Origin of the sequence: Sinorhizobium terangae (assembly GCF_029714365.1) — a bacterium.
Lineage (GTDB): Bacteria > Pseudomonadota > Alphaproteobacteria > Rhizobiales > Rhizobiaceae > Sinorhizobium > Sinorhizobium terangae.
In genome coordinates, this window is record NZ_CP121659.1 from 2,351,675 (window position 1) to 2,377,069 (window position 25,395).

A 25,395-nucleotide genomic window follows, 5' to 3' on the forward strand; every position below is an offset into this window, starting at 1 on the left:
TCTAACGAGGTTGCACGAAGCTGCTGATTCGATTCGCCGATCCGTCGGCGATTGAATCTTCGTCTGAAACTTTTGAATCAACTCTTGAGCTTCAGTCGCCGGCGCGTTTCGCTGGGGCTTTCGCGGTAGTGCGCGCGGTAGCTGCGCGAGAACGAGGATGATGAGTTGAAGCCGGTGATCGCGGCGATATCGGCGAACTCCATTCGCGTCTCGATCACCTTGCGGCGCGCGGCATTGAGACGGAGAGCGAGATAGTGCTCATGCGGAGCAACGCCCATCGTATCCTTGAAGAGGTCCTGTAGATGCCGGGCGCTGACACCGACTCGGCGTGCGAGCCGCGCGAGCGTCAGCGGCGCCTCGACGGTCTCCTCCATCAGCTTCACCGCCGCGCCGACCCGGGCATCGAGAATCCGCATGTTGCCGATCGCCGGAACCTGCAGCAGATCGCCGCGCGTGCGTTCCTGCTCGTAGATGAAGAGGCGCGAGACCTCTAGCGCCAGCGAATAGCCATGCGCCCGGCGGATCAATTCCAGCATCAGGTCGAGCGTCGGCAGCGAGCCTCCGGTGGTAATCCGCTTGCCGTCGATGACGAAACGCTCGCGCACCATAGTCACATGCGGATAGGCGGCGGCGAAATCCTCAAAATCCTCCCAGTGGGTGGTGACGGAAAAGTTGTCGAGTAGGCTGGTCTCGGCAAGCAGCCACGAGCCGGATTCGATTCCCGCCATGACTTCCCGATGCCGCGCCGTCTGCGACAGCAGCATCTTGAGTTGCGAGGTGGCACTGCGCTCCCAGTTGTAGCTCGAAAGCACGAAAAGCGGCGCCGTCTCCCGCTGCGGCCGGAAGGGACCGGAGACTGGAATCGGAATGCCGCTCTTGGTCTCGATCGCCTCGCCGTTCGGGCTGAAGATCGTCCAGGTATAGAGCGCCCGCCCGGCAATCCGGTTGGCGGCACGTAGCGGCTCGATGACGGAAGCGACGAGGATCAGGTTCGTCTCCGGCAGCACCAGCAAATCGATATGCTGCGCCTGCGTAACGATCTCGTCCATGGCAAAACTTCCTCCTCATACTGCCGATAATGTATAGCGTAGAACCGATAATGAAAAGCAATGGCGGCCTTTCTGCCTCGTAATAGCTCCCAACAAAAAGGGAGACAGCAATGCCGCTCAGCATGAACCGCGAGGTATTCATCACCTGCGCCGTCACCGGTTCGGGAGACACCGTTTCCAAATCCAGCCACGTCCCGATTACACCAAAGCAGATTGCGGAAGCCGCAGTCGAGGCCGCCAAGGCTGGTGCGGCGATCGTCCATTGCCACGTCCGCGATCCGGAGACCGGCGCACCCGCCCGTCGCCTCGACCTCTACAAGGAGGTGACCGACCGCATCCGCTCCGCCGACATCGACATCGTACTCAACCTGACCGCCGGCATGGGAGGGGACCTCGTTTTCGGCAATGTCGAAAGCCCCTTCCCCGTCAACGAGAAGGGCACCGACATGGCCGGCGCCACCGAGCGTGTTGCCCATGTCGCCGAATGCCTGCCCGAGATCTGCACGCTCGACTGCGGCACGATGAACTTCTCGCTCGGCGACTACGTCATGACCAACACGCCGTCGATGCTGCGCGAGATGGCGCGCCAGATGACAGCACTTGGCGTGCGCCCCGAGATCGAGGCCTTCGATACCGGCCATCTCTGGTTCGCCAAGCAGCTCGCCGAGGAAGGCCTGATCGAGGACCCTGTGCTGATCCAGCTCTGCATGGGCATTCCATGGGGCGCGCCGGACGACCTCAACACCTTCATGGCGATGGTCAACAACGTGCCCTCGAACTGGACTTTTTCTGCCTTCTCGATCGGCCGCAATGCGCTCGCCTATCCGGCCGCGGCGATCCTTGCCGGCGGCAACGTCCGCGTCGGCCTTGAAGACAACCTCTATGTCGGCAAGGGCCAGCTCGCGACCAATGGCCAGCTCGTCGAAAAGGCGGTCTCCGTCATCGAGGGTATGGGTGCGAAGATTATCGGGCCTAAGGAGGTCCGCGAAAAGCTTAAGCTGACGAAGAGATAAGAAGACCCTCCCAACCCTCCCCACAAGGGGAAGGGCTTAACGTGCGGCGCCGCCGAACTCCCACCGAAACGTCTGTGTCCGTGGAAGTGTTTGCATCAAGGCGCCGGCGAAGCGGCAGAATAGCTGCCAGAGTGGGATGTACAGGATCCGGAGCCGCTCATCCCTCCCTCATTGGGAGGGTGGCCCGCAGGGCCGAGAGGGGTTCCGCGGCAACAGTTGGATGGAGAGGGAATGAGCATCATCACCAAGGCCGCCTGCGTCGGCGGCGGCGTCATCGGCGGGGCCTGGGCGGCGCGTTTCGCGCTTGCCGGCATCGACGTCAACATCTTCGACCCGCATCCGGAAGCCGAGCGCATCATCGGCGAGGTCATGGCCAATGCCGAGAAGGCCTATGGCATGCTGACCATGGCGCCGCTGCCGCCGCGCGGCAAGCTTACCTTCTGCAAAAGCATTGAGCAGGCGGTCGAAGGCGTTGACTGGATTCAGGAAAGCGTTCCCGAGCGGCTGGAGTTGAAGCGCGGCGTGATCACCGAGATCGACGCCTTCGCCCGCCCCGACGCGCTCATCGGTTCGTCGACCTCCGGCCTCCTGCCCTCGGACCTGCAGGCCGACATGAAATACCCCGAACGCATGTTCGTGGCGCATCCCTATAACCCTGTCTATCTCTTGCCACTGGTCGAACTCGTCGGCGGCAAGAAGACCTCGGCGGCGACGATCAAGCGGGCCGAGGAAGGCGTTGCCGAAATCGGCATGAAGGGCGTCGTCATAGCCAAGGAGATCGAGGCCTTCGTCGGCGACCGTCTCCTCGAGGCTCTCTGGCGCGAGGCTCTCTGGCTGATCCAGGACGATATCTGCGACACCGAAACGCTCGACAATGTCATGCGCTATTCCTTCGGCATGCGCTGGGCGCAGATGGGCCTGTTCGAGACCTATCGCATCGCCGGCGGTGAAGCAGGCATGCGCCATTTCCTCGCCCAGTTCGGCCCCTGCCTCAAATGGCCCTGGACCAAATTCACCGATGTCGTCGACCTCGACGATGCGCTCGTCGAAAAGATCGGGTCGCAGTCGGACGCACAAGCCGCCGGCCGCTCGATCCGCGAACTTGAACGCATCCGCGACGAAAACCTCGTCGGCATCATGCATGCGTTGAAAGCCAGCAACGGCGGCGAAGGCTGGGGCGCCGGCAAACTGCTCGCCGATTTCGAAAAGCGTCTTTGGGCCAAGGGCGGCAACCAGGCGAAAACCCATGACGCCTCCGGTCCGCTGCGCCTCATCGATACCAAGGTCAATGCCGCCTGGGTCGACTACAATGGCCACATGACCGAGCACCGCTACCTGCAGCTTTTCGGCGACACGTCTGATGCGCTGTTGCGGCTGCTCGGTGTCGATTTCGCCTATGTCGAGGCCGGCCATAGCTACTACACCGTCGAAACGCATATCCGCCATCTGGGCGAGGCCAAGCTCGGTCAGGAGCTCTATACGACGCTGCAGCTCCTCGCCTCCGACGAGAAGCGGGTTCAATTCTTCACCAGGATCCACGACGCCGCATCGGGCGAGGTGATCGCGACCGCCGAGCAGATGATGCTGCACGTCGACGCGAAGGCCAGCAAATCCGTACCGGCGCCGACGGAAGTGCTGACGAAGTTGAAGCCGATTGCGGAAGGGCATGCGAAGCTTGAGGTGCCAGAAGGCGCCGGGCGGCACGTTGGACAGAAGCGGTGAAGGTGATGAGGCGGATGATTTGCCCCTCATCCGCCTGCCGGCACCTTCTCCCCGCCTGCGGGGAGAAGGGACTCGCGGCATGCTCCCAGTCCCCTCTCCCCGCTTGCGGGGAGAGGGTCAGGGTGAGGGGCAAATAGCCAAGCACGCCGCAGGCCGATGAGGAGATCGGCCCAGGCAGGCGGACAAAAGAATACGAGGGAGAGCAATGAATTTCGCACTGTCCGAAGAACAGCAGATGATCGTCGACACGGTCCGCAACTTTGTCGAGACCGAGATCTATCCGCACGAAAACGAGGTCGAGCGCACTGGCACCGTGCCGCGCGAACTCGGCCAGGAAATTGCCCGCAAGTGCAAGGAGCTCGGCTTCTTCGCCTGCAATTTCCCCGAAGAGGTCGGCGGTGCCGGCCTTGATCACCTGACGTTCACGCTCGTCGAGCGCGAGCTTGGTCGTGGCTCGATGGGACTGACTGTTTTCTTCGGCCGCCCCTCCGGCATCCTGATGGCCTGCAATGACGAACAGCGCGAGCGTTACCTGCTGCCGGCCGTCAAGGGCGAAAAATTCGACGCGCTCGCCATGACCGAGCCGGACGCCGGCTCCGACGTGCGCGGCATGAAATGCTTCGCGAGACAGGATGGCGACGACTGGATCGTCAACGGCACGAAGCACTTTATCAGTCACGCCGACATCGCCGACTTCGTCATCGTCTTCATCGCCACCGGCGAGGAACAGACGCCGCGCGGCCCGAAGAAGAAAATCACTTGCTTCCTCGTCGATCGCGGCACGCCGGGTTTCCAGATCCGCGACGGCTACAACTCCGTCTCGCATCGCGGCTACAAGAACTGCATCCTCACCTTCGATGACTGCCGCCTGCCCTCCTCGCAGATCCTCGGCGAGGTGCACAAGGGCTTCGATATCGCCAATGAATGGCTCTACGCCACGCGCCTGACGGTCGCCGCCACCTCGGTCGGGCGGGCGCGGCGCGCCTTCGACTATGCGCTTTCCTACGCCGCCGAGCGCAAGCAGTTCGGCAAGCCGATCGGGGCCAACCAGGGCGTCTCCTTCAAGCTCGCCGACATGATCACCGAGATCGACGCGGCCGACCTGCTGACGCTGTCTGCCGCCTGGCGGCTCGATCAGGGCCTGCCGTCAAACCGGGAGATCGCCTCGGCAAAGGTCTATGCCACCGAAATGCTCGCGCGCGTCACCGACGAGGCGATCCAGATCTATGGCGGCATGGGGCTGATGGACGACCTGCCGCTCGCCCGCTTCTGGCGCGACGCCCGCGTCGAGCGCATCTGGGACGGCACCTCGGAGATCCAGCGCTACATCATCAGCCGCGACCTCTTGCGGCCGCTGGGGGCTTGAGCGATGGCGGATTTTCTTCATTTGCTGCGGGTTAAGACCCCTCCCCAACCCCTCCCCACAAGGGGGAGGGGCTACCCCGCCGCACCCTCCGCGGCCTTCCCGAACAGGGGCCTCTCGCCGCGCCGGCGAATTGGGCAAAGCGGCGCCGCGGCTAAGCCCCTCCCCCTTGTGGGGAGGGGTTGGCGAGGGGTCTTTCCCGCACCCAGAGAACAACGAGCGGCATTTTTCGGCAGCGGAGCGCCGGAATGACCACCCCTCCCCGCTCCCTCGACCGGCTGATCCGCCCGCACTCCATCGCCGTCTTCGGCGGCAAGGAGGCGCGTCGCGTCATCGAACAATGCGACAAGATGGGCTTTGCCGGCGAGATCTGGCCGGTCCACCCGCGCGAAGACGAGATTCTCGGCCGCCGCTGCTATCGCTCGGTGGCGGACCTGCCGGATGCGCCGGACGCCTCCTTCGTCGGCGTCAACCGGGCGCTGACGATCGAGATCATCCGCGATCTGGCAGCACGCGGCGCCGGCGGCGCCGTCTGCTATGCTTCGGGCTTCCGAGAGGCAGCCGGCGAGCTTGCCGACGGCAACGATATGCAGGAGGCGCTCGTTGCCGCCGCCGGCGACATGCCGATCGTCGGGCCTAATTGCTATGGCTTCATCAACATGCTCGACGGCGCCCTGCTCTGGCCGGACCAGCACGGCATGCTGCGCGTCGAGCGCGGCGTGGCGATCCTCACGCAGTCCTCGAATATCGCCTGCAACATCTCCATGCAGACGCGCGGGCTGCCGCTCGCCTATGTCATGACCGCCGGCAACCAGGCGCAGACGGGGCTCTCCGACATCGCCTGCGCTGTGCTCGAGGACCCGCGCGTCACCGCCGTCGGCCTCCACATCGAGGGCTTCGACAGCATCGAGGCGCTGGAACGACTGGCGATCCGCGCGCGGGACCTGCGCAAACCCGTCGTGACGCTGAAGGTCGGCAAGTCGGAGGCCGCGCAACTTGCGACCGTCTCCCACACCGCCTCGCTCGCCGGCAACGACCGCGTCTCTTCGGCACTGCTTGCCCGCCTCGGCATCGGCCGGGTCGACACGCTGCCCGAGCTCCTCGAAACGCTGAAACTCCTGCATCTTCACGGCCCGCTTGCGAGCGCCGACATTTCCTCGATGAGCTGCTCTGGCGGCGAGGCCTCGCTGATGGCAGATGCGGGCGTCCGTCGCCGGGTCAACTTCCGGCCATTGCTCGAGGAGCAGCGCCAGCCGCTGAAGGAAAGTCTCGGCGAGATGGTGACGATCGCCAATCCGCTCGACTACCACACCTTCGTCTGGGGCAACCGTGACAAGCAGACGGCCGCCTTCACCGCGATGATGAGGGGCGGTTATGCCCTGAACCTGATCGTGCTCGACTTCCCGCGTCTCGACCGTTGCGACGCCGCCGACTGGGTGACGACCTGCGAGGCGGTCATCGCTTCGGCTGAGGCCACCGGCGCTGTCGCGGGCATCGTCGCGAGCCTCGGCGAGAACATGCCGGAAGAAACCGCCCTGTCGCTGATGGCTGCGGGCGTCGTTCCCTTCTTCGGCATCGACGAAGCGCTCGCCGCTGCGGAGACTGCAGCTGAGATCGGCGCCAGCTGGGCGAGACCTGCTCCGCCGCCCCTCCTCAAGGTCCGCGGCGAAGCGGGCGATGCCGTCACGTTGACCGAGGCGGAGGCCAAGGCGGAGCTTCTCGAAGCTGGCGTTGAGGCTCCCCGGGGCAAAACGGCCGCCACGGCCGAAGAAGCGGCAGATGCCGCCGAAGCCCTCGGCTTCCCGGTGGTGCTCAAAGGCCTCGGCGTCGCCCACAAGACCGAAGTGGGCGCGGTCAAGCTAAACCTCGCGAGCCGAGACGAGGTCTATGCCGCCGCGACGGCGATGGCCGCGGTCGCTTCGGGCTATCTTGTGGAAAAGATGGTCGCCAAGCCTGTGGCGGAACTCATCATCGGGGCAATGCGCGATCCCGTTGCCGGCCCGGTGCTCACCATCGGCGCAGGCGGAATCCTCGTGGAATTGCTCGATGATTCGGCGATCCTGACGCTTCCGACCACCGAGAAAGCGATTTCGGAGGCGATCGACAGTCTCAAGGTCAGGAAGCTGCTCGGCGGCTATCGCGGCGGTCCGAAGGGCGATGTCGCGGCTCTGACCAGGACTGTCGCCGCTGCGGCATCTTATGTCGTTGCAAACGCTTCCAAACTCGATGAACTCGATATCAATCCTGTTATGGTGTTACCGGAAGGCCAAGGAGCCATCGCCGCTGACGCCTTGATCCGCCGGAGGAAATGACGCCTATGACCGGACCGATCCTCACCCGCCGCAAAGGCGGCATTCTTGAAGTCACGATCGACCGGCCGAAGGCCAATGCCATCGATCTGAAGACCAGCCGGATCATGGGCGAAATCTTCCGCGAGTTCCGCGACGACCCCGCCTTGCGCGTGGCGATCATCACCGGTGCTGGCGAAAAATTCTTCTGCCCCGGCTGGGACCTCAAGGCGGCCGCCGATGGTGACGCCGTCGACGGCGACTATGGCGTCGGTGGTTTCGGCGGGATCCAGGAACTGCGCGACCTCAACAAGCCGATCATCGCGGCCGTCAACGGCATCTGTTGCGGCGGCGGTCTGGAGATTGCGCTTTCGACCGACCTCATCCTTGCTGCCGAGCACGCGACCTTCGCGCTGCCCGAAATCCGCTCCGGCACCGTCGCGGATGCCGCTTCGATTAAATTGCCGAAGCGCATTCCCTACCACATCGCCATGGACATGCTGTTGACCGGCCGCTGGCTCGACGTCACCGAGGCAAACCGCTGGGGCTTCGTCAACGAAGTTCTGCCGGCCAACCGGCTGATGGAGCGTGCCTGGGAACTCGCCCGCCTGCTCGAAAGCGGGCCACCGCTCGTCTACGCCGCCATCAAGGAAGTGGTGCGCGAGGCGGAAGGCCGCGATTTCCAGACGACGATGAACAAAATCACCCGCCGCCAGTTCAAGACGGTCGATATCCTCTATTCGAGCGAAGACCAGCTCGAAGGAGCACGCGCCTTCGCCGAGAAGCGCGATCCCGTCTGGAAGGGGCGCTGAGACGATACGCCGCAATGGCCGCGTGACTTTCAGCCGGCGAGAACCGGCAATCGACGTGGCGCGCCGCAAGGAACGGTGCATGCGGCAAAGGGTTCGTCCATAGGCCAAGCTTATGGAAAAGATTTGGAATTTAGGACGTTACAAGCCTGCTCCGAGCGACTAGCCTTATGCATCGGAACAGTCTGTATCGCCCGCCGTAGATCGCAAAGGGAGGAGAAACGAGACGACATCACGGGCAAGCTGGCTTCGAAGCCATTTCGGACGATACGCAAAAGTCTCTACCAATCACAACGAACGGCGAATGCCGACTGAAAGAAGGGAACAGGGGAATGAGCGATTACAAAGACTATCTGACACGACAGGTCATGCTGGGCAAAATGAACCGGCGTGAGTTTCTCGGGCGCGCGGCCGCTTTCGGTATCGCCGCCTCGACCGCCGGAACGCTTTTCGCAACCAGTGCGGCGGCGCAGGAGCCGAAGCGCGGCGGGCACCTGAAGCTCGGCCTCGAAGGCGCAGCTGCGACCGACTCGAGGGATCCGGCAAAAGCTCTCTCGCAATTCATGTTTGTCGTCGGCCGCAACTGGGGCGACATGCTCGTCGAGAGCCATCCGACGACCGGTGCGCCGGTGCCGGCGCTTGCTGAATCCTGGGAACCTTCCGCCGACGCGGCGACCTGGACTTTTACGATTCGCAAGGGCGTCAAGTTCCATGACGGTAAGGAGTTGACCGTCGACGACGTGATCAAGACCCTGCAGCGTCACACCGACGACAAATCGGAATCGGGTGCACTGGGTGTGATGAAGTCGATCAAGGACATCAAGGCGGACGGCGGCAAGCTGGTGCTCACGTTGACGGAGGGCAATGCCGACCTGCCGCTGCTGCTTTCCGATTACCACCTCATCATCCAGCCGAACGGCGGCCTCGACAATCCCGACGCGATGATCGGCACCGGCCCGTACAAGGTGGCGAGCTTCGAACCGGGCGTTCGCGCCACTTTCGAAAAGAACACCGACGACTGGCGTACGGACCGCGGCTATGTGGATTCGATCGAACTGATCGCGATGAATGACGCGACCGCGCGTATCGCGGCGCTTTCCTCCGGTCAGGTACACTATATCAACCGTGTCGATCCGAAGACCGTCAGCCTTCTGAAGCGGGCACCCACCGTTGAGATTCTCAACACCTCTGGTCGCGGCCACTACGTCTTCATCATGCATTGCAACACCGCGCCGTTCGACAACAACGACCTGCGCATGGCGCTGAAATACGCGATGGACCGCGAGACGATGGTGCAGCGTATCCTCGGCGGCTACGGCAAGGTCGGCAACGACTTCCCGATCAACGATACCTATGCCCTTTTCCCGGAAGGCATCGAACAGCGCGCCTATGATCCGGACAAGGCCGCCTTCCACTACAAGAAGTCCGGCCATTCGGGTCCGGTGCTGTTGCGCACGTCCGACGTCGCCTTCCCGGGGGCCGTCGATGCCGCCGTTCTCTATCAGGAGAGCGCCAAGAAGGCCGGCATCGAGATCGAGGTCAAGCGCGAGCCGGGCGACGGGTACTGGACCAACGTCTGGAACGTCCAGCCCTTCTCGACCTCCTACTGGGGCGGCCGCCCGACGCAGGACCAGATGTATTCGACCGCGTACCTCTCGAATGCCGACTGGAACGACACCCGCTTCCAGCGTCCGGACTTCGACAAGATCCTGCTCGAAGCCCGCTCCGAACTGGACGAGGCCAAGCGTAAGGACATGTACCGCACCATGGCGATGATGGTGCGCGACGAAGGCGGCCTGATCCTGCCGATGTTCAACGATTTCGTGAACGCCTCTACCAAGCAGGTGAAGGGTTATGTCCACGACATCGGCAACGACATGTCGAACGGCTACGTCGCAACCCGCGTTTGGCTCGACGCATGATGACGGAAAGCGGACCAATGACTGGTCCGGTTCTGACGGATGGGACCGCGGGTGAACAGCCGCGGTCTGCCGACCTTTCCGGAGTGCCAGCGAAACCAAACCCCACCGGCGCCGATGGCGAGATCGGTGGCAGCTTCTGGCGGCGTTTCGTCTTTCGCCGTCCTCTCGCGGCGCTGATCCTTCAGCGCCTCGGCTTGAGTGTTGGATTGCTTTTCGCCGTTTCGCTGATGATCTTCGGCGGCATCGAGGCGCTGCCCGGCGACTTCGCCACCACCTATCTCGGCCAGTCGGCGACACCGCAGGCGGTCGAAAACATCCGCAAGGACCTCGGCCTCGACCGGCCCTGGAGCGAACGCTACCTCAATTGGCTTGGCGGCGCCGTCAAGGGTGATTTCGGCACCTCGTGGGCCAGCAAGAATTCGGTCAGCGAGCAGATCGGCAATCGGCTCGGCAATTCGCTGTTCCTCGCCTTCTTCGCCGCGCTCATCTCCGTGCCGCTCGCAGTCGGGCTCGGCATGCTGGCCGTGCAGTTCCGAAACCGGATGCCAGACAAGATCATCAACGTGATATCGCTCGCGGCGATCTCGCTGCCGGAGTTCTTCATCGGCTATCTGCTGATCATGTTCTTCGCGGTCAAATGGGGCGTCGCCACCTTCCCGGCGACGGTCTATGACAGCATGAGCTTCACCGAACGGCTCTCGGCGATCGCGCTTCCGGTCGCAACCCTCGTTCTCGTTGTTCTCGCCCATATGATGCGCATGACGCGGGCGGCGATCCTGAACGTCATGTCGTCGGCCTATGTCGAGACCGCCGAGCTCAAGGGGCTCGGCACCTTCCGCATCATCGCCCGCCACGCCGCGCCCAACGCCGTGGCCCCGGTCATTAACGTCATCGCGCTGAATCTGGCCTATCTGGTCGTCGGCGTCGTCGTGGTCGAAGTGGTCTTCGTCTATCCGGGCATGGGGCAATATATGGTGGATGCCGTGACCGTGCGCGACATGCCGGTCGTCCAGGCCTGCGGCCTGATCTTTGCGGCCTTCTACATCTTCCTCAACATGGCGGCAGACATTCTCGCCATTCTCGCCAACCCGAGACTGAGGCACCCGCGATGAACCTGAGATCCATCCCCTTGAGCGCCTGGATAGGCATCGCGGGCATCGCGATCGCCATTCTCTGCGCGATTTTCGCACCGGTCATCGCGCCCTATGGCGAGCGGGACGTCGTCGGCGATATCTGGCTTCCGGCCGGCGGCGACTTTCTGCTCGGCACCGACAACCTCGGGCGCGACCTGCTCTCGCGCCTGATCTATGGCGCCCGCACCACCATCTTCGTGGCGCTGGCGGCAACCGTACTCTCCTTCTCGCTCGGCATGATCTTGAGCTTTGCCGCGGCGGTCATGGGCGGTTTCGTCGACCAGCTCTTCTCGCGCTTCAACGATCTGATGATGGCGATCCCGACGCTGATCTTCGCTCTCGTCGTGCTCGCGGTGCTGCCGCAGCATCTCTGGATCCTTATCCTCGTGATGGCAGTGCTCGATTCCACCCGCGTCTTCCGCATCGGCCGTGCGGTCGCGCTCGACGTGGCGGTGATGGAATTCGTCGAGGCGGCACGGCTGCGCGGCGAAGGCTCGCTATGGATCATTTTCCGCGAGATCCTGCCGAATACGCTGTCGCCGCTCTTGGCCGAATTCGGCCTGCGCTTCGCCTTTTCGATCCTCTTCCTCTCCACCCTCTCCTTCCTTGGCCTCGGCATCCAGCCGCCGGCCGCGGACTGGGGCGGCATGGTCAAGGACAACAAGGACGGCATCATCTTCGGCATTTCGGCGGCGCTCGTGCCGGGTGCGGCGATCGCGACCCTCGCCATCTGCGTAAACCTCGTCGTCGACTGGCTGATGAAGCGGACCTCGAGCCTGAAAGGAGGGCGCGGCGATGCCTGAGCTTCTTTCCGTCAAAAACCTGAAGATCGAGGCGACGAGCTATCCGCCGGGCGAACCGCCCAAGGTCGTGACCCTGGTGGAAGGCGTGTCTTTCGACCTGCAGAAGGGCAAGGTGCTCGGTCTCATCGGCGAGTCCGGCGCCGGCAAGTCGACGATCGGCCTCTCGGCACTCGCCTACGGCCGCGGCGGCTGCCGCATTATCGGCGGCGAGGTGCTGCTCAATGGCCGCGACATCCTGAAGCTCGGCCGTTCCGGCATCAACACGGTGCGCGGCGCTCAGGTCTGCTATGTGGCGCAATCCGCAGCAGCCGCCTTCAACCCCGCCCACAAGCTCGGCGACCAGGTCATCGAAGCCTCGCTTCGCCATGGCCTCATGAGCCGCGACGAGGCAAAGCAACGCGCGCTTTATCTCTTCCGGGTGCTCGGCCTTCCCAATCCGGAAACCTTTGGTGATCGCTATCCGCACCAGGTGTCGGGCGGCCAATTGCAGCGCGCCATGACGGCGATGGCGCTCTGCCCCAACCCCGAACTGATCGTCTTCGACGAACCGACCACGGCGCTTGACGTCACCACCCAGATCGACGTGCTTGCCGCGATCAAGCACGCCATCGAAGAAACGCATACGGCGGCACTCTACATCACCCACGATCTCGCCGTCGTCGCGCAGATTTCCGACGACATCATGGTGCTGCGCCACGGCAAGACCGTCGAATACGGCACCACCAAGCAGGTGATCGAAGCTCCGAAGGAAGACTATACTCGCGCCCTCGTCAGCGTCCGCCAGACGAAGCGCGACGAAGCGGCGGACCAATCCGGTACGCTTCTCAAGATCGAGCATGTCCATGCCGCCTACGGCAGTGGTTTCAAGGTGCTGCACGACGTGTCGATGCACCTGCCGAAGGGCCAGACACTGGCAATCGTCGGCGAATCCGGTTCCGGCAAGTCGACGCTCGCGCGCGTCATCACCGGGCTCCTGCCGCCGAGCGAGGGCCGGATCACCTTCGAGGGCAAAGAGCTGCCGAAGGCTTTGAAGGGCCGGACGCGCGATGAACTACGCCGCATCCAGATGATCTATCAGATGGCAGACACGGCGATGAACCCGCGCCAGACGGTGCGCGACATCATCGGCAGGCCGCTCTCCTTCTATTTCGGCATGCACGGCGCCAAGAAGACCGAACGCGTCAGGGAACTGCTCGACCAGATCGAGATGGGATCGCGCTTCCTCGACCGCTACCCGGCCGAGCTTTCCGGCGGCCAGAAACAGCGCGTCGCGATCGCCCGCGCGCTTGCCGCCAAGCCGGAGCTCATCCTCTGCGACGAGCCGACCTCGGCGCTCGATCCGCTGGTGGCCGAAGGCATCCTGAATCTGCTTCTCAGGCTTCAGGAGGAAACCGCTGTTTCCTATGTCTTTATCACCCACGACATCGCCATCGTGCGAGCCATCGCCGACAGTGTCGCGGTCATGCACCGCGGTCGCCTGGTGCGCTTCGGACCGAAGTCGAAGGTGCTCTCGCCACCCTTTGACGACTACACCGACCTGCTCTTGAAGTCGGTGCCGGAGATGGAAATCGGCTGGCTGGAAAAGGTACTGAAGACGCGGCGCATGGAGAGCGCCGGCAATTGATGCGTTTTCTCTCCCTGAACTCGGGGAGAGAGAGAGACCGGCGTCGCCGACTCTAGTACTCCGCCGGTATGGTCAGCACTTCGGCCTCCCGCGTCTCCAGAAAGCGTCTGACTGCAGACGGCAAATGCCGTGATCCGAAGGGAAGCAGCCCGCAGCGCGAAAGCATCTGACGCTTGTCCGGACCCTGCCCGAGATGCCGCCAGATCATGCGCGAGGCATAAGGCAGGTTCTCCTTCCGCCACGAGACCCCCATCGTGGTGCCGCGCAGATAGACCCGTTGGTGCACCTCGAACGGCATTAGGATTGTCTGCGCCAGCATTGACGCGTGCCCCACGGTACGCTCGGCAATGAAGATGCGGTTTCGCCAGAAGGTGACAAGGCCGACATATTTCGAAAACTGCTGGATCTCGTTTGCCGCATCGCGAATGCGCTCGATCGATTTCACCCGGATCGAGCCGCCTTCCTCGTAGATATGCGCACAGGAACAGACGATGAAGCCAGGCCAGGAGAGCGAAAGATGATAGGTCTGGTAGTAGCCGAGATGGCGGCGGAGGGCCGCGGCATCGCCCGGAAATCCTTCAAGGAGTTGCCCCGCTTCCAGGCGATGGCGCTCGGGCCGTGTCATCCGCGCTTCGAACAGCCTCGGCGACAGCGAAAAATCCTGCGTCGAAAGCCCGAAGAACGCCGCGATCCGCGCGACATTGTGTGCCGACGGCCGCGCCTCGCCGCTGATGTAGCGATTAAACTGCTGACGATTGATACCGATTTCGCGGCAAATCTGCGAGATCGAGCGCCGGGTCGCGCAGGCGAAACGCAAATTGGTGACGAATGCATCGTCCTGCTCCACATCGGCCTCCTGACCTCTTGATATCGAGGAGCGTAAACTAGCGTAAATCAGCGTCAAGTCGCGAAATTGTGTCGCGTGAGGCAGGCGCTAGGCTTCCATCGAACAAACACACAAGGGGAACTCTGAAATGACGGAATTCACGAAGCGTCCCGACGGCCTTATCGTCCCGACTGGCATCAACCGCCGCGGCTTCCTTGCAGGGACTGCGGCGCTGGGTCTCGCCGCCGGCCTCGGCGGCACAATGATAGCGGGCGCAGCGCAGGCACAGGAGCCGAAACGCGGTGGTCACCTGAAACTCGGCCTCAAGGGCGGCGCGACGACGGACTCCCTCGATCCGGCCGCCTATACCGGCTCCGTGTCCTTCGTGATCGGCCATCTCTGGGGCGACAAGCTCGTCGAATCCGATCCGGTTACCGGAGCGCCCCTGCCCTCGATCGCCTCTTCCTGGGAGCCTTCCGCAGATGCTTCGGTCTGGACTTTCAAAATCCGTAACGACATCGCCTTCCATGACGGCAGCAAGCTGACGGTCGCTGACGTCGTCGCGACGTTGAAGCGGCACTCTGACGAGGGCTCCAAGTCGGGCGCCCTCGGACTGATGCGATCGATCAAGACGATCGAGGAAAAGGCCGGCGATCTCGTTCTGACGCTCTCGGAAGGCAATGCGGACTTGCCTCTGCTGCTGACCGATTACCACCTGATCATCCAGCCGGGCGGCGGCGTCGAAAATCCTGCCTCGCCGATCGGAACGGGCCCGTACAAGCTCATCAGCTACGAGGCCGGCATCCGCGCGACCTTCGAAAAGAACACCGCCGACTGGCGCTCCGATCGCGGCTTTGTCGACAGCGTCGAGATCATCGTCATGAACGACAACTCGGCGCGCATCGCGGCGCTTTCGTCTGGCCAAGTGCATTTCATCAACAACGTCGACCCGAAGACCGTCTCGCTTCTCAAGCGCGCGCCTCGCGTTCAGATCCTTCAGACGCCAGGCAAGGGCTTCTACAGCTTCCTGATGCATTGCGACACGGCGCCCTTCGACAACAACGATCTGAGGCTCGCGCTGAAATATGCGATCGATCGGCAAGGCATCCTGGATCGCGCCGTTGGTGGCTACGGCAAGCTCGGCAACGACTATCCGGTCAACGAGAACTACGCGCTGGCGCCGACGGGTATCGAGCAGCGCGTCTACGATCCGGATAAAGCGGCCTTCCACTACAAGAAATCCGGCCATGACCGGCCGATCCTGCTGCGTACATCCGATGCCGCATTCCCAGGCGCGGTCGACGCGGCGGTGCTCTTCCAGGAAAGCGCCCGCAAGGCGGGCATCGAGCTAGAAGTCAGGCGCGAGCCGGAGGATGGGTATTGGACAAATGTCTGGAACGTCCAGCCGTTCTGCGCCTCTTACTGGGGCGGGCGGCCGACGCAGGACTCTCGCTATTCCACTTCCTATCTCTCGAGCGCGGAATGGAACGACACGCGCTTCAAGCGCGAGGATTTTGACAAACTGCTCTTGCAGGCACGCTCCGAACTTGACGAAGCCAAGCGCAAGGAACTCTATCATACGATGGCAATCATGGTACGCGACGAAGGCGGCCTGATCCTGCCCGTCTTCAACGACTACGTGAATGCCGCCTCCGCCTCGCTGAAGGGCTTCGTGCACGACATCGGCAACGACCTTTCGAACGGCTATGTCGGAAGCCGCGTCTGGTTCGACAGCTAAAGTATTTTGCAGGCAGGTGGAATCACCTGACGTCGCACAAATGCGGCTAAACAAACAGATGGGGCGGTGGCGCGAACGCACGTGAGCGTATCCCACCCCAAAGCGGAACGAGGAAAAGTGTGGGCGGTTTTTCCGCCCGCATCCTGCATGTCAATCGTCGCAAATGGATCGGGAGGTACACAATGGCCGATCGCAACTTTACCGTCCTCGAGAACGAATGGATCACGCTCAAGGACGGGACGCGGCTTGCCGCGCGCGTCTGGATGCCGGAGGGCACGGAGCAGAATCCCGTGCCGGCCGTTCTCGAATATCTGCCCTATCGCAAGCGCGATGGAACGTGTGCCCGCGACGAATCCACCTATCCGGTCTTTGCGGCTGCAGGCATTGCCGGCGTGCGCGTCGACATCCGCGGCTCGGGCGAATCCGAAGGCGTGATCGACGGGGAATATACGCCGCGCGAGCTTTCCGACGGCTGCGAGATCATCGAATGGATCGCGTCGCAGCCGTGGTCAAACGGCAAGGTCGGGATGATGGGCATTTCCTGGGGCGGCTTCAATTGCCTGCAGGTGGCGGCCCTGAAGCCGCCGGCGCTCAAAGCGGTCATCTCGATCGCCTCGACCGTCGACCGCTACAACGACGACATCCATTACAAGAACGGCTGCCATCTCTCGGCGCAGCTCTCCTGGGCGGCGACCATGCTCGCCTATCAATCACGCTCGCCGGATCCCGAGCTTGTCGGCGAACGCTGGAGGGAAATGTGGCTGGAGCGGCTCGAAAACGAACCCTTCTTCCTGGAGGAGTGGCTCGAGCACCAGCGCCGCGATGATTTCTGGCGCCATGGCTCGATTTGCGAGGATTTCGAGGGCTTCCCGATCCCTGCACTGGTGATCGCGGGATGGGCCGACGGTTACCGCAACACGCCCATCAAGGCCGTCGAGGGCCTCGGCAGTAAGGCCAAGGCTCTGATCGGGCCCTGGGTGCACAAATATCCGCATTTCGCCTGGCCGAAGCCGCGCGCAGATTTCCACAGCGAGGCGATCCGCTGGTGGAACCGCTGGCTCAGGGATGAGAAAAATGACGCGGAACATGTGCCGCAAATGCGCGCCTACATTCTGGATGGACCGAGGCCTGCGCTCAGGCGAAATGAAGACCCAGGGCGATGGGTCGCCAAGGACGTTTGGACGACGCCGGAAATGCGCAAGTTTGCCATCGCCGGCGACGGCAGCCTGACAGCTGGCGCCTCGGCGGCGAAGGGCATCGGCGATGTGTATCTCCGCTCACCGCTCGATACCGGCACAGCCTCCGGCGAATATTTCACACTGAAACCGGATGCCGAAATGGCGGGCGACCAACGCATCGATGACGCTGGATCGCTCACCTTCGAAACGCAGCCGCTACTCGAAGCGCAGGATTATCTCGGGCAGCCGGTACTCAGTCTCGACGTGTCCTGCAGCGCCGAGACCGCGAACCTCGTTGCCCGTATCGTCGATATTCATCCCGACGGCACCGCGACGCGCGTCGCCTTCGGCGTGCTCAATCTCGCCCATCGCCACAGCAATGCGACGCCGCAGCCTATGGAGAAGAACCGCAGGACGCGCGTCACTATGGTGCTCGACGCCTGTGGCTATCGCTTCCGCGCCGGCCACCGCATCCGCCTGTCGCTGTCGACGTCCTACTGGCCGATGATCCTGCCGCCGCCGACCGATCCGGGCCTGACGATCGACACGGCCAGCCTGTCGCTCTCTCTGCCGCTTCTCGGCGACCATCGCGAGGTCGTCGTTCCGCAGCCGGCCGATCCAAATCCGCTGCCCCACTACATCGAGCATTCACCGGCCCAAACGCGCCGCACGGTCGAACGCGACATGACGAAGGGCGTGACTCACTACCGGATCTATGAGGATACCGGCCTCGTCGAGCATCCCGGCACCGGCAACGCGACGCAGGACATCCGCGACGAAACCTGGTCGATCGCGCCCGGTGATCCGCATTCGATGACGGGCGTTTCCACCTGGACCTGCATTGCGCGGCGCGGCGATCAGGTGGTGAAGACGGCCTCGACGGCTCGCTTGGCCTGCACTGAGACCGAATGGATCACTTCGGCCAAGGTCGAGGCTTTCGAGGGCGATGAGAAGATTTTCGAAAAGACATTCGAAAAGCGCATTCGGCGAGATTTCATGTGAGCGACCGGCGCGCGTCGGGGCTGTGCGGCCCCTCATCCCGCTGCCGCGACCTTCTCCCCGCAGGCGGGGCGAAGGGACCCGCGGGGCCAAGCTTCCCCTTCTTCGCCTGTAGCGAAGGCTGGCCGATGGTGACATGGAAGGCGGGACCCGCGACGGCGTCCCCTCGCGGAGAGAGGGCTAGGGTAAGGGGCAGGTCCACCCACGGACCACCTATGTCCCACTCAATCCCTGCAACGCTGCCACCGCCCGCTCCGCATCGGCGGCCGGAACAAAGACGTGATCATGATAATAGGCCGCTACCACATTGGCGCTAACGCCCTCGCGGGTGAGAGCGGCCGATACCGCTGCCGTCAGCCCACGGCCTCGAGCGCGGAGTGCACGCTGAGCGTGATGAGCCGCAGGACGGGACCATAGGAAAGCCCGGCCGCTTCCGCGCGCGACCGTTCGAGAATGAGCGTCAGGCCTTCCGCCTCGCGAAAGGTGCCGATCGGTTCCAGCGCAAGCGCGGACGCCGTATCGTCCTGAACGGTGCAGTAGACATATTCGCCTTCCCGCAGGATCGGGTTCATCTCCGCCAGAAGGCGGGCGAGATCGGTTACTCCGCTCACGGGGCCCTCACCTTGTCCCGACCAACCGCGCCACGCCGTGGACGAGGTGGAGAAAGCCTTCTTCTGCGCCCGGACTCATGTGCCGGGCCCGGAGCCACGCATGGATCATCTGCGGCTCTTCACGGTAGGTGACATCGACGCCGGCCTGCGCGAGCCGTGCCGCATAATTCCGCGCATCATCGCGCAAGGGATCGAAATTCGCTGCAGTAATATAGGCCGGCGGCGAGCCGGAAAGATCGCCAGCCTTCAGCGGATGGGCGAAAGGATTGTCCGCCGGCGCCTTCAGGGTGTCGCGGTAATAAGCTACGTCGGCCGTCGTGAGACCAGGCGCCTCGGCCATCTCCATATAGGAGCCGCTGACAAGATCGCCGCCAAGAGCCGGATAGATCAGCACTTGGCCGATAATACCGGAAAGCCCTTCGGCCTTCGCCTTGAGCACGATGCCCGCCGTGAGATTGCCACCTGCACTGTCGCCTGCGACAACCACTGGACTGCGTCCCGCAAGCAGCCTCTGCAACACCTCATAGCAGTCATCGAACGCCGCCGGCCAGACGTGTTCCGGCGCAAGCCGGTAGTCCACGGAGACGAGTTCCGCCCGCGCGCCATGCGCAAGCTCCGCACAGATCGCATCATGGCTGTCGAGCGAGCCGACGACGGAACCGCCGCCATGGATGTAAAAAATGCACGTTTCGGTAGCCACCTCGGCCGGGCGATAACGTCGAAGCGGGATGCGGCCGCCGACCTGCTCGTCCCGCCGTATCAGTCCTGCCGGAGACGGTGCATCGAATTCGGCGCAAAGCGCATCGTACCACTGGCGCTGCTGCTCAATCGAGGCGTTGACCGCATCGGCAGGATAGAATGCCTCACAGCGTTCGTGAAAGGCAAGAATGCTCGGCTCAGTCGGCATTGGTCGCGGTGTCTTCGAATCCATCCTGCTCTCCCGATTGAAGGAAACATGCCGCAATTCAAAGTGCTACAGCGTCTGAGAGGACGCACGGCGCTGTAGCAGAGACCTTACCATCGGCATCTCCTCGCGCACGACAAAATGCGGCACGGCATGGCGCAGCCTCACTGCCTCGCTTGCCATCGGGTCGCTGCCCGGTGTTAAGTCCGTTCATGGCATTCACACTCCGGCAATTGCAGTATTTCATCGCCGTCGCCGAGCAGGGCTCCGTCACCCGCGCGGCGCAGAACCTTTCGATTTCGCAGTCGTCGATTACCGAAGCGATCAAGGAACTCGAGACCGACCTCGGCGTCGAACTTTTCGACCGCCATCCGCGCGGTCTGTCGATCACCCACAACGGCCACCAGTTCCTGCGCCACGCAACAAAGATCCTGGCCGACGTTTCCGATGCGCGACGCAGTTTTTCCGACAGCCGCGAGGAACTCGGCGGCAAGCTCAATCTGGGCGTTACCTCGCTTGTCGCAGGCTATGTTCTCTCCGACCTGCTCGCCCGTTACCGTCGTGCCTGTCCCGGCGTCGAGGTGAGCGCGATCGAGGACAACGGCTCCTATCTCGAACATCTGTTGATCGGCGGCGAACTCGACGTCGCCGTGATGGTGATCTCCAACCTGCGCGACCGCATGGCGCTGCAGGCCGAAATCCTCGAAACCTCGCCTTATCGCGTCTGGCTTCCGATCGGCCATCCGCTCGTCAGCGCCGACATCATCTCGGTCGACGACATCGCCAAGGAGCCGCTGATCATGCTGACTGTGGACGAAATCGAGGAGAACACCGGCAAGCTCCTGACGGCGCTTGGCGCTCGCCCGCACGTCGCCTTCCGCACCCGCTCCGTGGAGGCGGTCAGAAGCCTGGTCGCGACCGGCGCCGGGATCGCGCTGTTGCCCGATCTCGTCTATCGCCCCTGGTCGCTCGAAGGCGACCGGATCGAAAGCCGCGACGTATCCGGTGCCCTGCCGGTGGTGCAGGTCGGCATGGTCTGGCGCAAAGGCTCCAGCCTGCCGCAATCGGCACGCGATTTTGTCGGAATCGCCGAAGCCCTTCGCAGCGCCCGCCCCCGCTAAGGTTGTGCTCGGCCTGGGAAATGCGCACGGAAAGCCGTTTTAGCACTACGGTATCGGAAAAAGCGATAGCGACATTCTGATTAATGAATTTGCGAATGCGGAGAAATCAAGGCACGCTTCGATCCGGGAACAAAGCTGCAGAACGCGGCATAAACTGGGGAGACTTCCGATGAAGCAGATCTTGAAATCCTGCACGGCGCTTACTCTTTCGCTGGCACTCGTCGCCCCTGCGCTCGCGCAGGAGCCGCTGAAGGAGTTGGGCAAGGGCGAAGGGGAGCTGTCGATCGTCGCCTGGGCCGGATACATCGAGCGCGGCGAAACCGACAAGAACTACGACTGGGTCACCGACTTCGAGAAACAGACAGGCTGCAAGGTCAGCGTCAAGACCGCAGCCACCTCGGATGAAATGGTCGCGCTCATGAACGAAGGCGGCTTCGACCTCGTCACTGCCTCTGGTGATGCCTCCCTGCGCCTCGTCGCCGGCAAGCGCGTTCAGCCGATCAACACCGACCTCATCCCGAGCTGGAAGACGATCGACGAGCGCATGCAGAATGCGCCGTGGCACACGGTCGCCGGCGTCCACTACGGCACCCCCTATGTCTGGGGCCCGAACGTGCTGATGTACAACAAGGATGCGTTCAAGGGCGAAGCGCCCAAGAGCTGGAACGTCGTCTTCGAGGAAATGACGCTGCCTGACGGCAAGTCCAACAAGGGCCGCGTCCAGGCCTATGACGGCCCGATCCACGTCGCCGATGCTGCCAACTACCTGATGGCACACAAGCCCGATCTCGGCATCAAGGATCCCTACGAGCTCAACGAGGACCAGTACAAGGCCGCGCTCGACCTGCTTCGCACCCAGCGCACCCTCGTCGGCCGCTACTGGCACGACGCGATGATCCAGATCGACGATTTCAAGAACGAAGGCGTCGTCGCTTCCGGCTCCTGGCCGTTCCAGGTCAACCTGATGGAAGCCGAGAAGCTGCCGATCGCCTCGGTCATCCCGGAAGAAGGGGTGACGGGCTGGGCGGATACGACCATGCTGCACGCCGACAGCGCGCACCCGAACTGCGCCTACATGTGGATGGAGCATACGCTTTCGCCGAAGGTGCAGGGCGACGTTTCCGCCTGGTTCGGCGCGAACCCCTCGGTCGGCGCCGCCTGTAAGGGCAATGAACTTTTGACCGACGCAGGCTGCAAGACCAACGGCTACGAGGATTTCGACAAGGTCAAGTTCTGGAAGACGCCGGTGACGAAGTGCGAGAGCCAGGGCGAATGCGTGCCCTACCACCGCTGGGTTTCCGACTATATCGGCGTGATCGGCGGGCGGTAAGCCAGCCGCCGTTCTCCCTCCCCCTAGTGGGGAGGGTGGCCCAAAGGGCCGGGAGGGGTTTCTTTGCCAAGGGTCCCCTCCCCAACCCTCCCCACAAGGGGGAGGGAGTGCGTTCCCGTATGCCGCACTTGCCGTGTGTCACCTTCTCCCCGCCTGCGGGGAGAAGGTGCCGGCAGGCGGATGAGGGGCTAAGACCCGGAGCATCCCTATGACCACCGCCGTCCTCTTCGACAACGTTTCCCGCCATTTCGGCGCCGTCCGTGCCGTCGATCGCGTGAACCTCGACATCGCCGAGGGCGAATTCTTCGCCATGCTCGGGCCCTCGGGCTCAGGAAAGACCACCTGCCTCAGATTGATGGCCGGCTTCGAGCAGCCGACCGGCGGCCACATCGAAATTTTCGGCGAGACGGCCGAAGGCGTGCCGCCCTACCGGCGCAGCGTCAACACCGTGTTCCAGGATTACGCGCTCTTTCCGCATCTCTCGATCCTCGACAATGTCGCCTATGGCCTGATGGTCAAGGGCGCCGGCCGTGAGGAACGCCGCAAGGCCGCCGAGGATGCGCTCGCCATGGTCAAGCTGCCGGGCTACGGCACGCGCCGCCCCGGCCAGCTTTCCGGCGGCCAGCGCCAGCGCGTGGCCCTTGCCCGCGCGCTCGTCAACAAGCCGAAGGTGCTGCTCCTCGACGAGCCGCTTGGAGCACTCGACCTGAAGCTCCGCGAACAGATGCAGGAAGAACTGAAGAGCCTGCAGAAATCGCTCGGCATCACCTTCGTCTTCGTCACCCACGACCAGGGCGAGGCGTTGTCGATGGCCGACCGCATCGCGGTCTTCAATGAGGGCCGGATCCAGCAGCTCGGCAGACCGGAAGAGGTCTACAACCAACCGAAGACCCGCTTCGTCGCCGATTTCGTCGGCTCGTCCAACGTCCTCTCGACCAAGCTCTGTCAGAGGCTGGGCGTAAAGGCATCCTTCGCCAGCCTCCGCCCGGAGGCGATCGCGCTCGCGGCCCCGGGCAACGGCGCTCTGAGCCTCGCCGGCACCGTCGCCGGCCAAAGCTTTCTCGGTGCGACCAACCGCGTCGTCGTCGATGTCGACGGCGCGCGTATCGCCGTTGCATCACCTGCTGCACAAGCGGTACCGGCGATCGGCAGCCCGGTTACGATCAGCTTCGCCGTACGCGACCTTCACCCGATGGAGGACGCATGACCATCGTCGCCGAAAGCATCATCCTTCCGGAACGCCGCAGCACCGCCGGCCGTCTCTCGGACTTCTTCTGGAGGCACCCGCATGTGCTTCTCGCGGTACTGCTAGGGCCGCCGCTCCTCTGGCTCGGCGTCGTCTATCTCGGGTCGCTCTTCGCACTTCTACTGCAGAGCTTCTTCTCGATCGACGATTTCTCCGGTCTCATCAACTACGAGTTCACGCTCGCCACCTATCGCCAGCTTTTGAGCGAAACCAATCTCGACATCATCATCCGTACCGTCACGATGGCGGCGGTGGTAACGCTCGTCTCCGCGCTGATTGCCTTCCCGATCGCCTATTACGCGGCCCGCTACGCGCGCGGAAAATGGAAGGTGCTGTTCTATCTCGGCGTCATGCTGCCGCTCTGGTCGAGCTATCTCGTCAAGATTTACGCGTGGAAGCTGATCCTCGCCAAGGAGGGCATTCTTACCTGGATTTTCGAGAAGCTGAACCTGCTCTGGCTGCTCGATGCGTGGCTCGCGCTTCCGGTCGTTGGCGGCAATTCGCTGTCGGTCAGCTACACCGGCACCTTCATCGTCTTCGTCTATGTCTGGATGCCGTTCATGATCCTGCCGATCCAGGCAGCGCTGGAGCGGGTACCGTCAAACCTGATCGAAGCTTCGTCCGACCTCGGCGGCACGCCGGCTCAGACCTTCCGCTACGTGCTCTTCCCGCTGGCGCTGCCGGGCATCGTCGCCGGATCGATCTTCACCTTCTCGCTGACGCTCGGCGACTACATCATTCCGCAGATCATCGGCTCATCGCGGCTCTTCATCGGCCAGGCGGTCTATGCCCAGCAGGGCACCGCCGGCAACATTCCGCTCGCCGCCGCCTTCACGGTCGTGCCGATCGTCATCATGGGCCTCTATCTCTGGATGGCCAAACGCATGGGGGCCTTCGATGCGCTCTGAAAAATCGAATCGCGCCCCCCTGAGCCTGAAGATCGCGGCAGCAGTCGGCCTCGCCTTCATGCATCTGCCGATCCTGCTGATCTTCCTCTACGCTTTCACGACGGAGGAGAAGAGCTACCAGTTCCCGCCGCCCGGCCTGACGACGCAGTGGTTCGGTGTCGCATGGGACCGGCCGGACGTCTGGGCGGCGCTGGCACTCTCGGTCAAGGTTGCCTCGATCGCAACAGCCACGGCCCTGCTGCTCGGCACGCTCTGTGCCGCCGCTGTTAGCCAGACCCGCTTCTTCGGCCGCGAGACGATCTCACTGCTTGTCATCCTGCCGATCGCGCTCCCCGGCATCATCACCGGCATCGCGCTGCGCTCGGCCTTCTCGATGGCGGACATCCCGTTTTCCTTCTGGACCATCGTTCTCGGCCACGCGACCTTCTGTATCGTCGTCGTCTACAACAATGCGGTCGCCCGCTTCCGGCGCATTTCCGGCTCGCTGATCGAGGCATCGATGGATCTCGGCGCCGACGGCTTCCAGACGTTCCGCTACGTGATCCTGCCGAACATCGGCACGGCGTTGCTTGCCGGCGGCATGCTCGCCTTCGCGCTTTCTTTCGACGAGGTGATCGTCACGACCTTCACTGCCGGGCAGCAATCGACCCTGCCGATCTGGATGCTGGAGGAGTTGATCCGTCCGCGTCAGCGTCCGGTGACCAACGTCGTCGCCATGATCGTGGTCGTAGTCACTTTCCTGCCGATCCTCGGCGCCTATTACCTGACGCGCGACGGCGACCAGATCGCCGGCGCCGGCAAATGACAT

At 63.1% G+C, this 25,395-nt stretch carries 19 protein-coding genes and 1 pseudogene; 16 read left to right on the forward strand and 4 right to left on the reverse strand.

Annotation, left to right across the window (positions count from 1 at the left end; all coding sequences use genetic code 11):
* Positions 1–77: 77 nt before the first annotated feature.
* On the reverse strand, positions 78–1,049 hold the full coding sequence (locus tag QA637_RS11250) for a GlxA family transcriptional regulator (RefSeq protein ID WP_153436346.1): 972 nt from the start codon (positions 1,047–1,049) through the stop codon (positions 78–80).
* Between the two features lie 110 nt (positions 1,050–1,159).
* Here QA637_RS11250 and bcoG point away from each other — a divergent pair, with 110 nt between their 5' ends.
* The 9 genes from bcoG (at position 1,160) to QA637_RS11295 (ending at position 13,726) form a co-directional block, all read left to right on the forward strand.
* The gene (gene bcoG, locus QA637_RS11255; RefSeq protein WP_153436345.1) at positions 1,160–2,062 is read left to right on the forward strand and encodes a 3-dehydrocarnitine:acetyl-CoA trimethylamine transferase BcoG; all 903 of its coding nucleotides are present in this window, start codon (positions 1,160–1,162) and stop codon (positions 2,060–2,062) included.
* 231 nt (positions 2,063–2,293) lie between these two features.
* Positions 2,294–3,784, forward strand: a complete 1,491-nt coding sequence (locus QA637_RS11260; RefSeq protein WP_153436344.1) for a carnitine 3-dehydrogenase — start codon at positions 2,294–2,296, stop codon at positions 3,782–3,784.
* 205 nt (positions 3,785–3,989) lie between these two features.
* Positions 3,990–5,150, forward strand: a complete 1,161-nt coding sequence (locus QA637_RS11265; RefSeq protein WP_153436343.1) for an acyl-CoA dehydrogenase family protein — start codon at positions 3,990–3,992, stop codon at positions 5,148–5,150.
* Positions 5,151–5,395: 245 nt separating this feature from the next.
* Positions 5,396–7,459, forward strand: a complete 2,064-nt coding sequence (locus QA637_RS11270; RefSeq protein ID WP_283061468.1) for an acetate--CoA ligase family protein — start codon at positions 5,396–5,398, stop codon at positions 7,457–7,459.
* A gap of 5 nt (positions 7,460–7,464) precedes the next feature.
* On the forward strand, positions 7,465–8,247 hold the full coding sequence (locus tag QA637_RS11275; protein WP_153436341.1) for a carnitinyl-CoA dehydratase: 783 nt from the start codon (positions 7,465–7,467) through the stop codon (positions 8,245–8,247).
* A gap of 329 nt (positions 8,248–8,576) precedes the next feature.
* Complete coding sequence (locus QA637_RS11280; protein ID WP_283061470.1) at positions 8,577–10,166, forward strand: ABC transporter substrate-binding protein; 1,590 nt, start codon at positions 8,577–8,579, stop codon at positions 10,164–10,166.
* On the forward strand, positions 10,166–11,278 hold the full coding sequence (locus tag QA637_RS11285) for an ABC transporter permease (protein ID WP_153436376.1): 1,113 nt from the start codon (positions 10,166–10,168) through the stop codon (positions 11,276–11,278). Before QA637_RS11280 ends, QA637_RS11285 begins: the two co-directional genes overlap by 1 nt.
* Complete coding sequence (locus tag QA637_RS11290; RefSeq protein WP_153436339.1) at positions 11,275–12,102, forward strand: ABC transporter permease; 828 nt, start codon at positions 11,275–11,277, stop codon at positions 12,100–12,102. The genes QA637_RS11285 and QA637_RS11290 overlap by 4 nt, the downstream gene beginning before the upstream one ends.
* Positions 12,095–13,726: an ABC transporter ATP-binding protein gene (locus tag QA637_RS11295; protein WP_153436338.1), complete on the forward strand. Its 1,632-nt coding sequence runs from the start codon at positions 12,095–12,097 to the stop codon at positions 13,724–13,726. The genes QA637_RS11290 and QA637_RS11295 overlap by 8 nt, the downstream gene beginning before the upstream one ends.
* A 52-nt stretch (positions 13,727–13,778) precedes the next feature.
* Here the strand turns inward: QA637_RS11295 and QA637_RS11300 are convergent, their stop codons facing one another.
* On the reverse strand, positions 13,779–14,573 hold the full coding sequence (locus QA637_RS11300; RefSeq protein ID WP_184108538.1) for a helix-turn-helix domain-containing protein: 795 nt from the start codon (positions 14,571–14,573) through the stop codon (positions 13,779–13,781).
* A gap of 127 nt (positions 14,574–14,700) precedes the next feature.
* Here QA637_RS11300 and QA637_RS11305 point away from each other — a divergent pair, with 127 nt between their 5' ends.
* Both QA637_RS11305 and QA637_RS11310 read left to right on the forward strand, forming a co-directional pair.
* Positions 14,701–16,290 (forward strand): ABC transporter substrate-binding protein, encoded by a 1,590-nt coding sequence (locus QA637_RS11305; protein WP_153436337.1) that lies wholly within the window; start codon positions 14,701–14,703, stop codon positions 16,288–16,290.
* Between the two features lie 182 nt (positions 16,291–16,472).
* The gene (locus QA637_RS11310; protein ID WP_153436336.1) at positions 16,473–18,470 is read left to right on the forward strand and encodes a CocE/NonD family hydrolase; all 1,998 of its coding nucleotides are present in this window, start codon (positions 16,473–16,475) and stop codon (positions 18,468–18,470) included.
* 210 nt (positions 18,471–18,680) lie between these two features.
* Here the strand turns inward: QA637_RS11310 and QA637_RS11315 are convergent.
* Both QA637_RS11315 and QA637_RS11320 read right to left on the reverse strand, forming a co-directional pair.
* Positions 18,681–19,078: pseudogene (locus QA637_RS11315) on the reverse strand (ACT domain-containing protein).
* Between the two features lie 7 nt (positions 19,079–19,085).
* Positions 19,086–20,009: an alpha/beta hydrolase gene (locus tag QA637_RS11320; protein ID WP_153436335.1), complete on the reverse strand. Its 924-nt coding sequence runs from the start codon at positions 20,007–20,009 to the stop codon at positions 19,086–19,088.
* Positions 20,010–20,194: 185 nt separating this feature from the next.
* Here QA637_RS11320 and QA637_RS11325 point away from each other — a divergent pair, with 185 nt between their 5' ends.
* From QA637_RS11325 to QA637_RS11345, 5 genes are all read left to right on the forward strand, one after another.
* On the forward strand, positions 20,195–21,103 hold the full coding sequence (locus tag QA637_RS11325) for a LysR family transcriptional regulator (protein ID WP_136506594.1): 909 nt from the start codon (positions 20,195–20,197) through the stop codon (positions 21,101–21,103).
* Between the two features lie 169 nt (positions 21,104–21,272).
* Positions 21,273–22,433 carry an ABC transporter substrate-binding protein gene (locus tag QA637_RS11330; RefSeq protein WP_153436334.1) on the forward strand — a complete coding sequence of 387 codons (1,161 nt, stop codon included), beginning with the start codon at positions 21,273–21,275 and terminating at the stop codon, positions 22,431–22,433.
* A 208-nt stretch (positions 22,434–22,641) separates the two neighbouring features.
* Positions 22,642–23,640 carry an ABC transporter ATP-binding protein gene (locus QA637_RS11335; protein WP_153440766.1) on the forward strand — a complete coding sequence of 333 codons (999 nt, stop codon included), beginning with the start codon at positions 22,642–22,644 and terminating at the stop codon, positions 23,638–23,640.
* Positions 23,637–24,587, forward strand: coding sequence for an ABC transporter permease (locus tag QA637_RS11340; protein WP_153440767.1), 951 nt, complete (start codon positions 23,637–23,639; stop codon positions 24,585–24,587). Before QA637_RS11335 ends, QA637_RS11340 begins: the two co-directional genes overlap by 4 nt.
* Positions 24,577–25,392, forward strand: a complete 816-nt coding sequence (locus QA637_RS11345; RefSeq protein WP_153440768.1) for an ABC transporter permease — start codon at positions 24,577–24,579, stop codon at positions 25,390–25,392. The genes QA637_RS11340 and QA637_RS11345 overlap by 11 nt, the downstream gene beginning before the upstream one ends.
* The last annotated feature ends 3 nt before the right edge of the window (positions 25,393–25,395 follow it).

What these genes read in the sequence shown, in the direction of transcription:
- QA637_RS11250 (WP_153436346.1), bottom strand. Translation starts at nt 1,049, where the DNA reads ATGGACGAGATCGTTACGCAGGCGCAGCATATCGATTTGCTGGTGCTG.
- bcoG (WP_153436345.1), top strand. Translation starts at nt 1,160, where the DNA reads ATGCCGCTCAGCATGAACCGCGAGGTATTCATCACCTGCGCCGTCACC.
- QA637_RS11260 (WP_153436344.1), top strand. Translation starts at nt 2,294, where the DNA reads ATGAGCATCATCACCAAGGCCGCCTGCGTCGGCGGCGGCGTCATCGGC.
- QA637_RS11265 (WP_153436343.1), top strand. Translation starts at nt 3,990, where the DNA reads ATGAATTTCGCACTGTCCGAAGAACAGCAGATGATCGTCGACACGGTC.
- QA637_RS11270 (WP_283061468.1), top strand. Translation starts at nt 5,396, where the DNA reads ATGACCACCCCTCCCCGCTCCCTCGACCGGCTGATCCGCCCGCACTCC.
- QA637_RS11275 (WP_153436341.1), top strand. Translation starts at nt 7,465, where the DNA reads ATGACCGGACCGATCCTCACCCGCCGCAAAGGCGGCATTCTTGAAGTC.
- QA637_RS11280 (WP_283061470.1), top strand. Translation starts at nt 8,577, where the DNA reads ATGAGCGATTACAAAGACTATCTGACACGACAGGTCATGCTGGGCAAA.
- QA637_RS11285 (WP_153436376.1), top strand. Translation starts at nt 10,166, where the DNA reads ATGACGGAAAGCGGACCAATGACTGGTCCGGTTCTGACGGATGGGACC.
- QA637_RS11290 (WP_153436339.1), top strand. Translation starts at nt 11,275, where the DNA reads ATGAACCTGAGATCCATCCCCTTGAGCGCCTGGATAGGCATCGCGGGC.
- QA637_RS11295 (WP_153436338.1), top strand. Translation starts at nt 12,095, where the DNA reads ATGCCTGAGCTTCTTTCCGTCAAAAACCTGAAGATCGAGGCGACGAGC.
- QA637_RS11305 (WP_153436337.1), top strand. Translation starts at nt 14,701, where the DNA reads ATGACGGAATTCACGAAGCGTCCCGACGGCCTTATCGTCCCGACTGGC.
- QA637_RS11310 (WP_153436336.1), top strand. Translation starts at nt 16,473, where the DNA reads ATGGCCGATCGCAACTTTACCGTCCTCGAGAACGAATGGATCACGCTC.
- QA637_RS11320 (WP_153436335.1), bottom strand. Translation starts at nt 20,009, where the DNA reads ATGGATTCGAAGACACCGCGACCAATGCCGACTGAGCCGAGCATTCTT.
- QA637_RS11325 (WP_136506594.1), top strand. Translation starts at nt 20,195, where the DNA reads ATGGCATTCACACTCCGGCAATTGCAGTATTTCATCGCCGTCGCCGAG.
- QA637_RS11330 (WP_153436334.1), top strand. Translation starts at nt 21,273, where the DNA reads ATGAAGCAGATCTTGAAATCCTGCACGGCGCTTACTCTTTCGCTGGCA.
- QA637_RS11335 (WP_153440766.1), top strand. Translation starts at nt 22,642, where the DNA reads ATGACCACCGCCGTCCTCTTCGACAACGTTTCCCGCCATTTCGGCGCC.
- QA637_RS11340 (WP_153440767.1), top strand. Translation starts at nt 23,637, where the DNA reads ATGACCATCGTCGCCGAAAGCATCATCCTTCCGGAACGCCGCAGCACC.
- QA637_RS11345 (WP_153440768.1), top strand. Translation starts at nt 24,577, where the DNA reads ATGCGCTCTGAAAAATCGAATCGCGCCCCCCTGAGCCTGAAGATCGCG.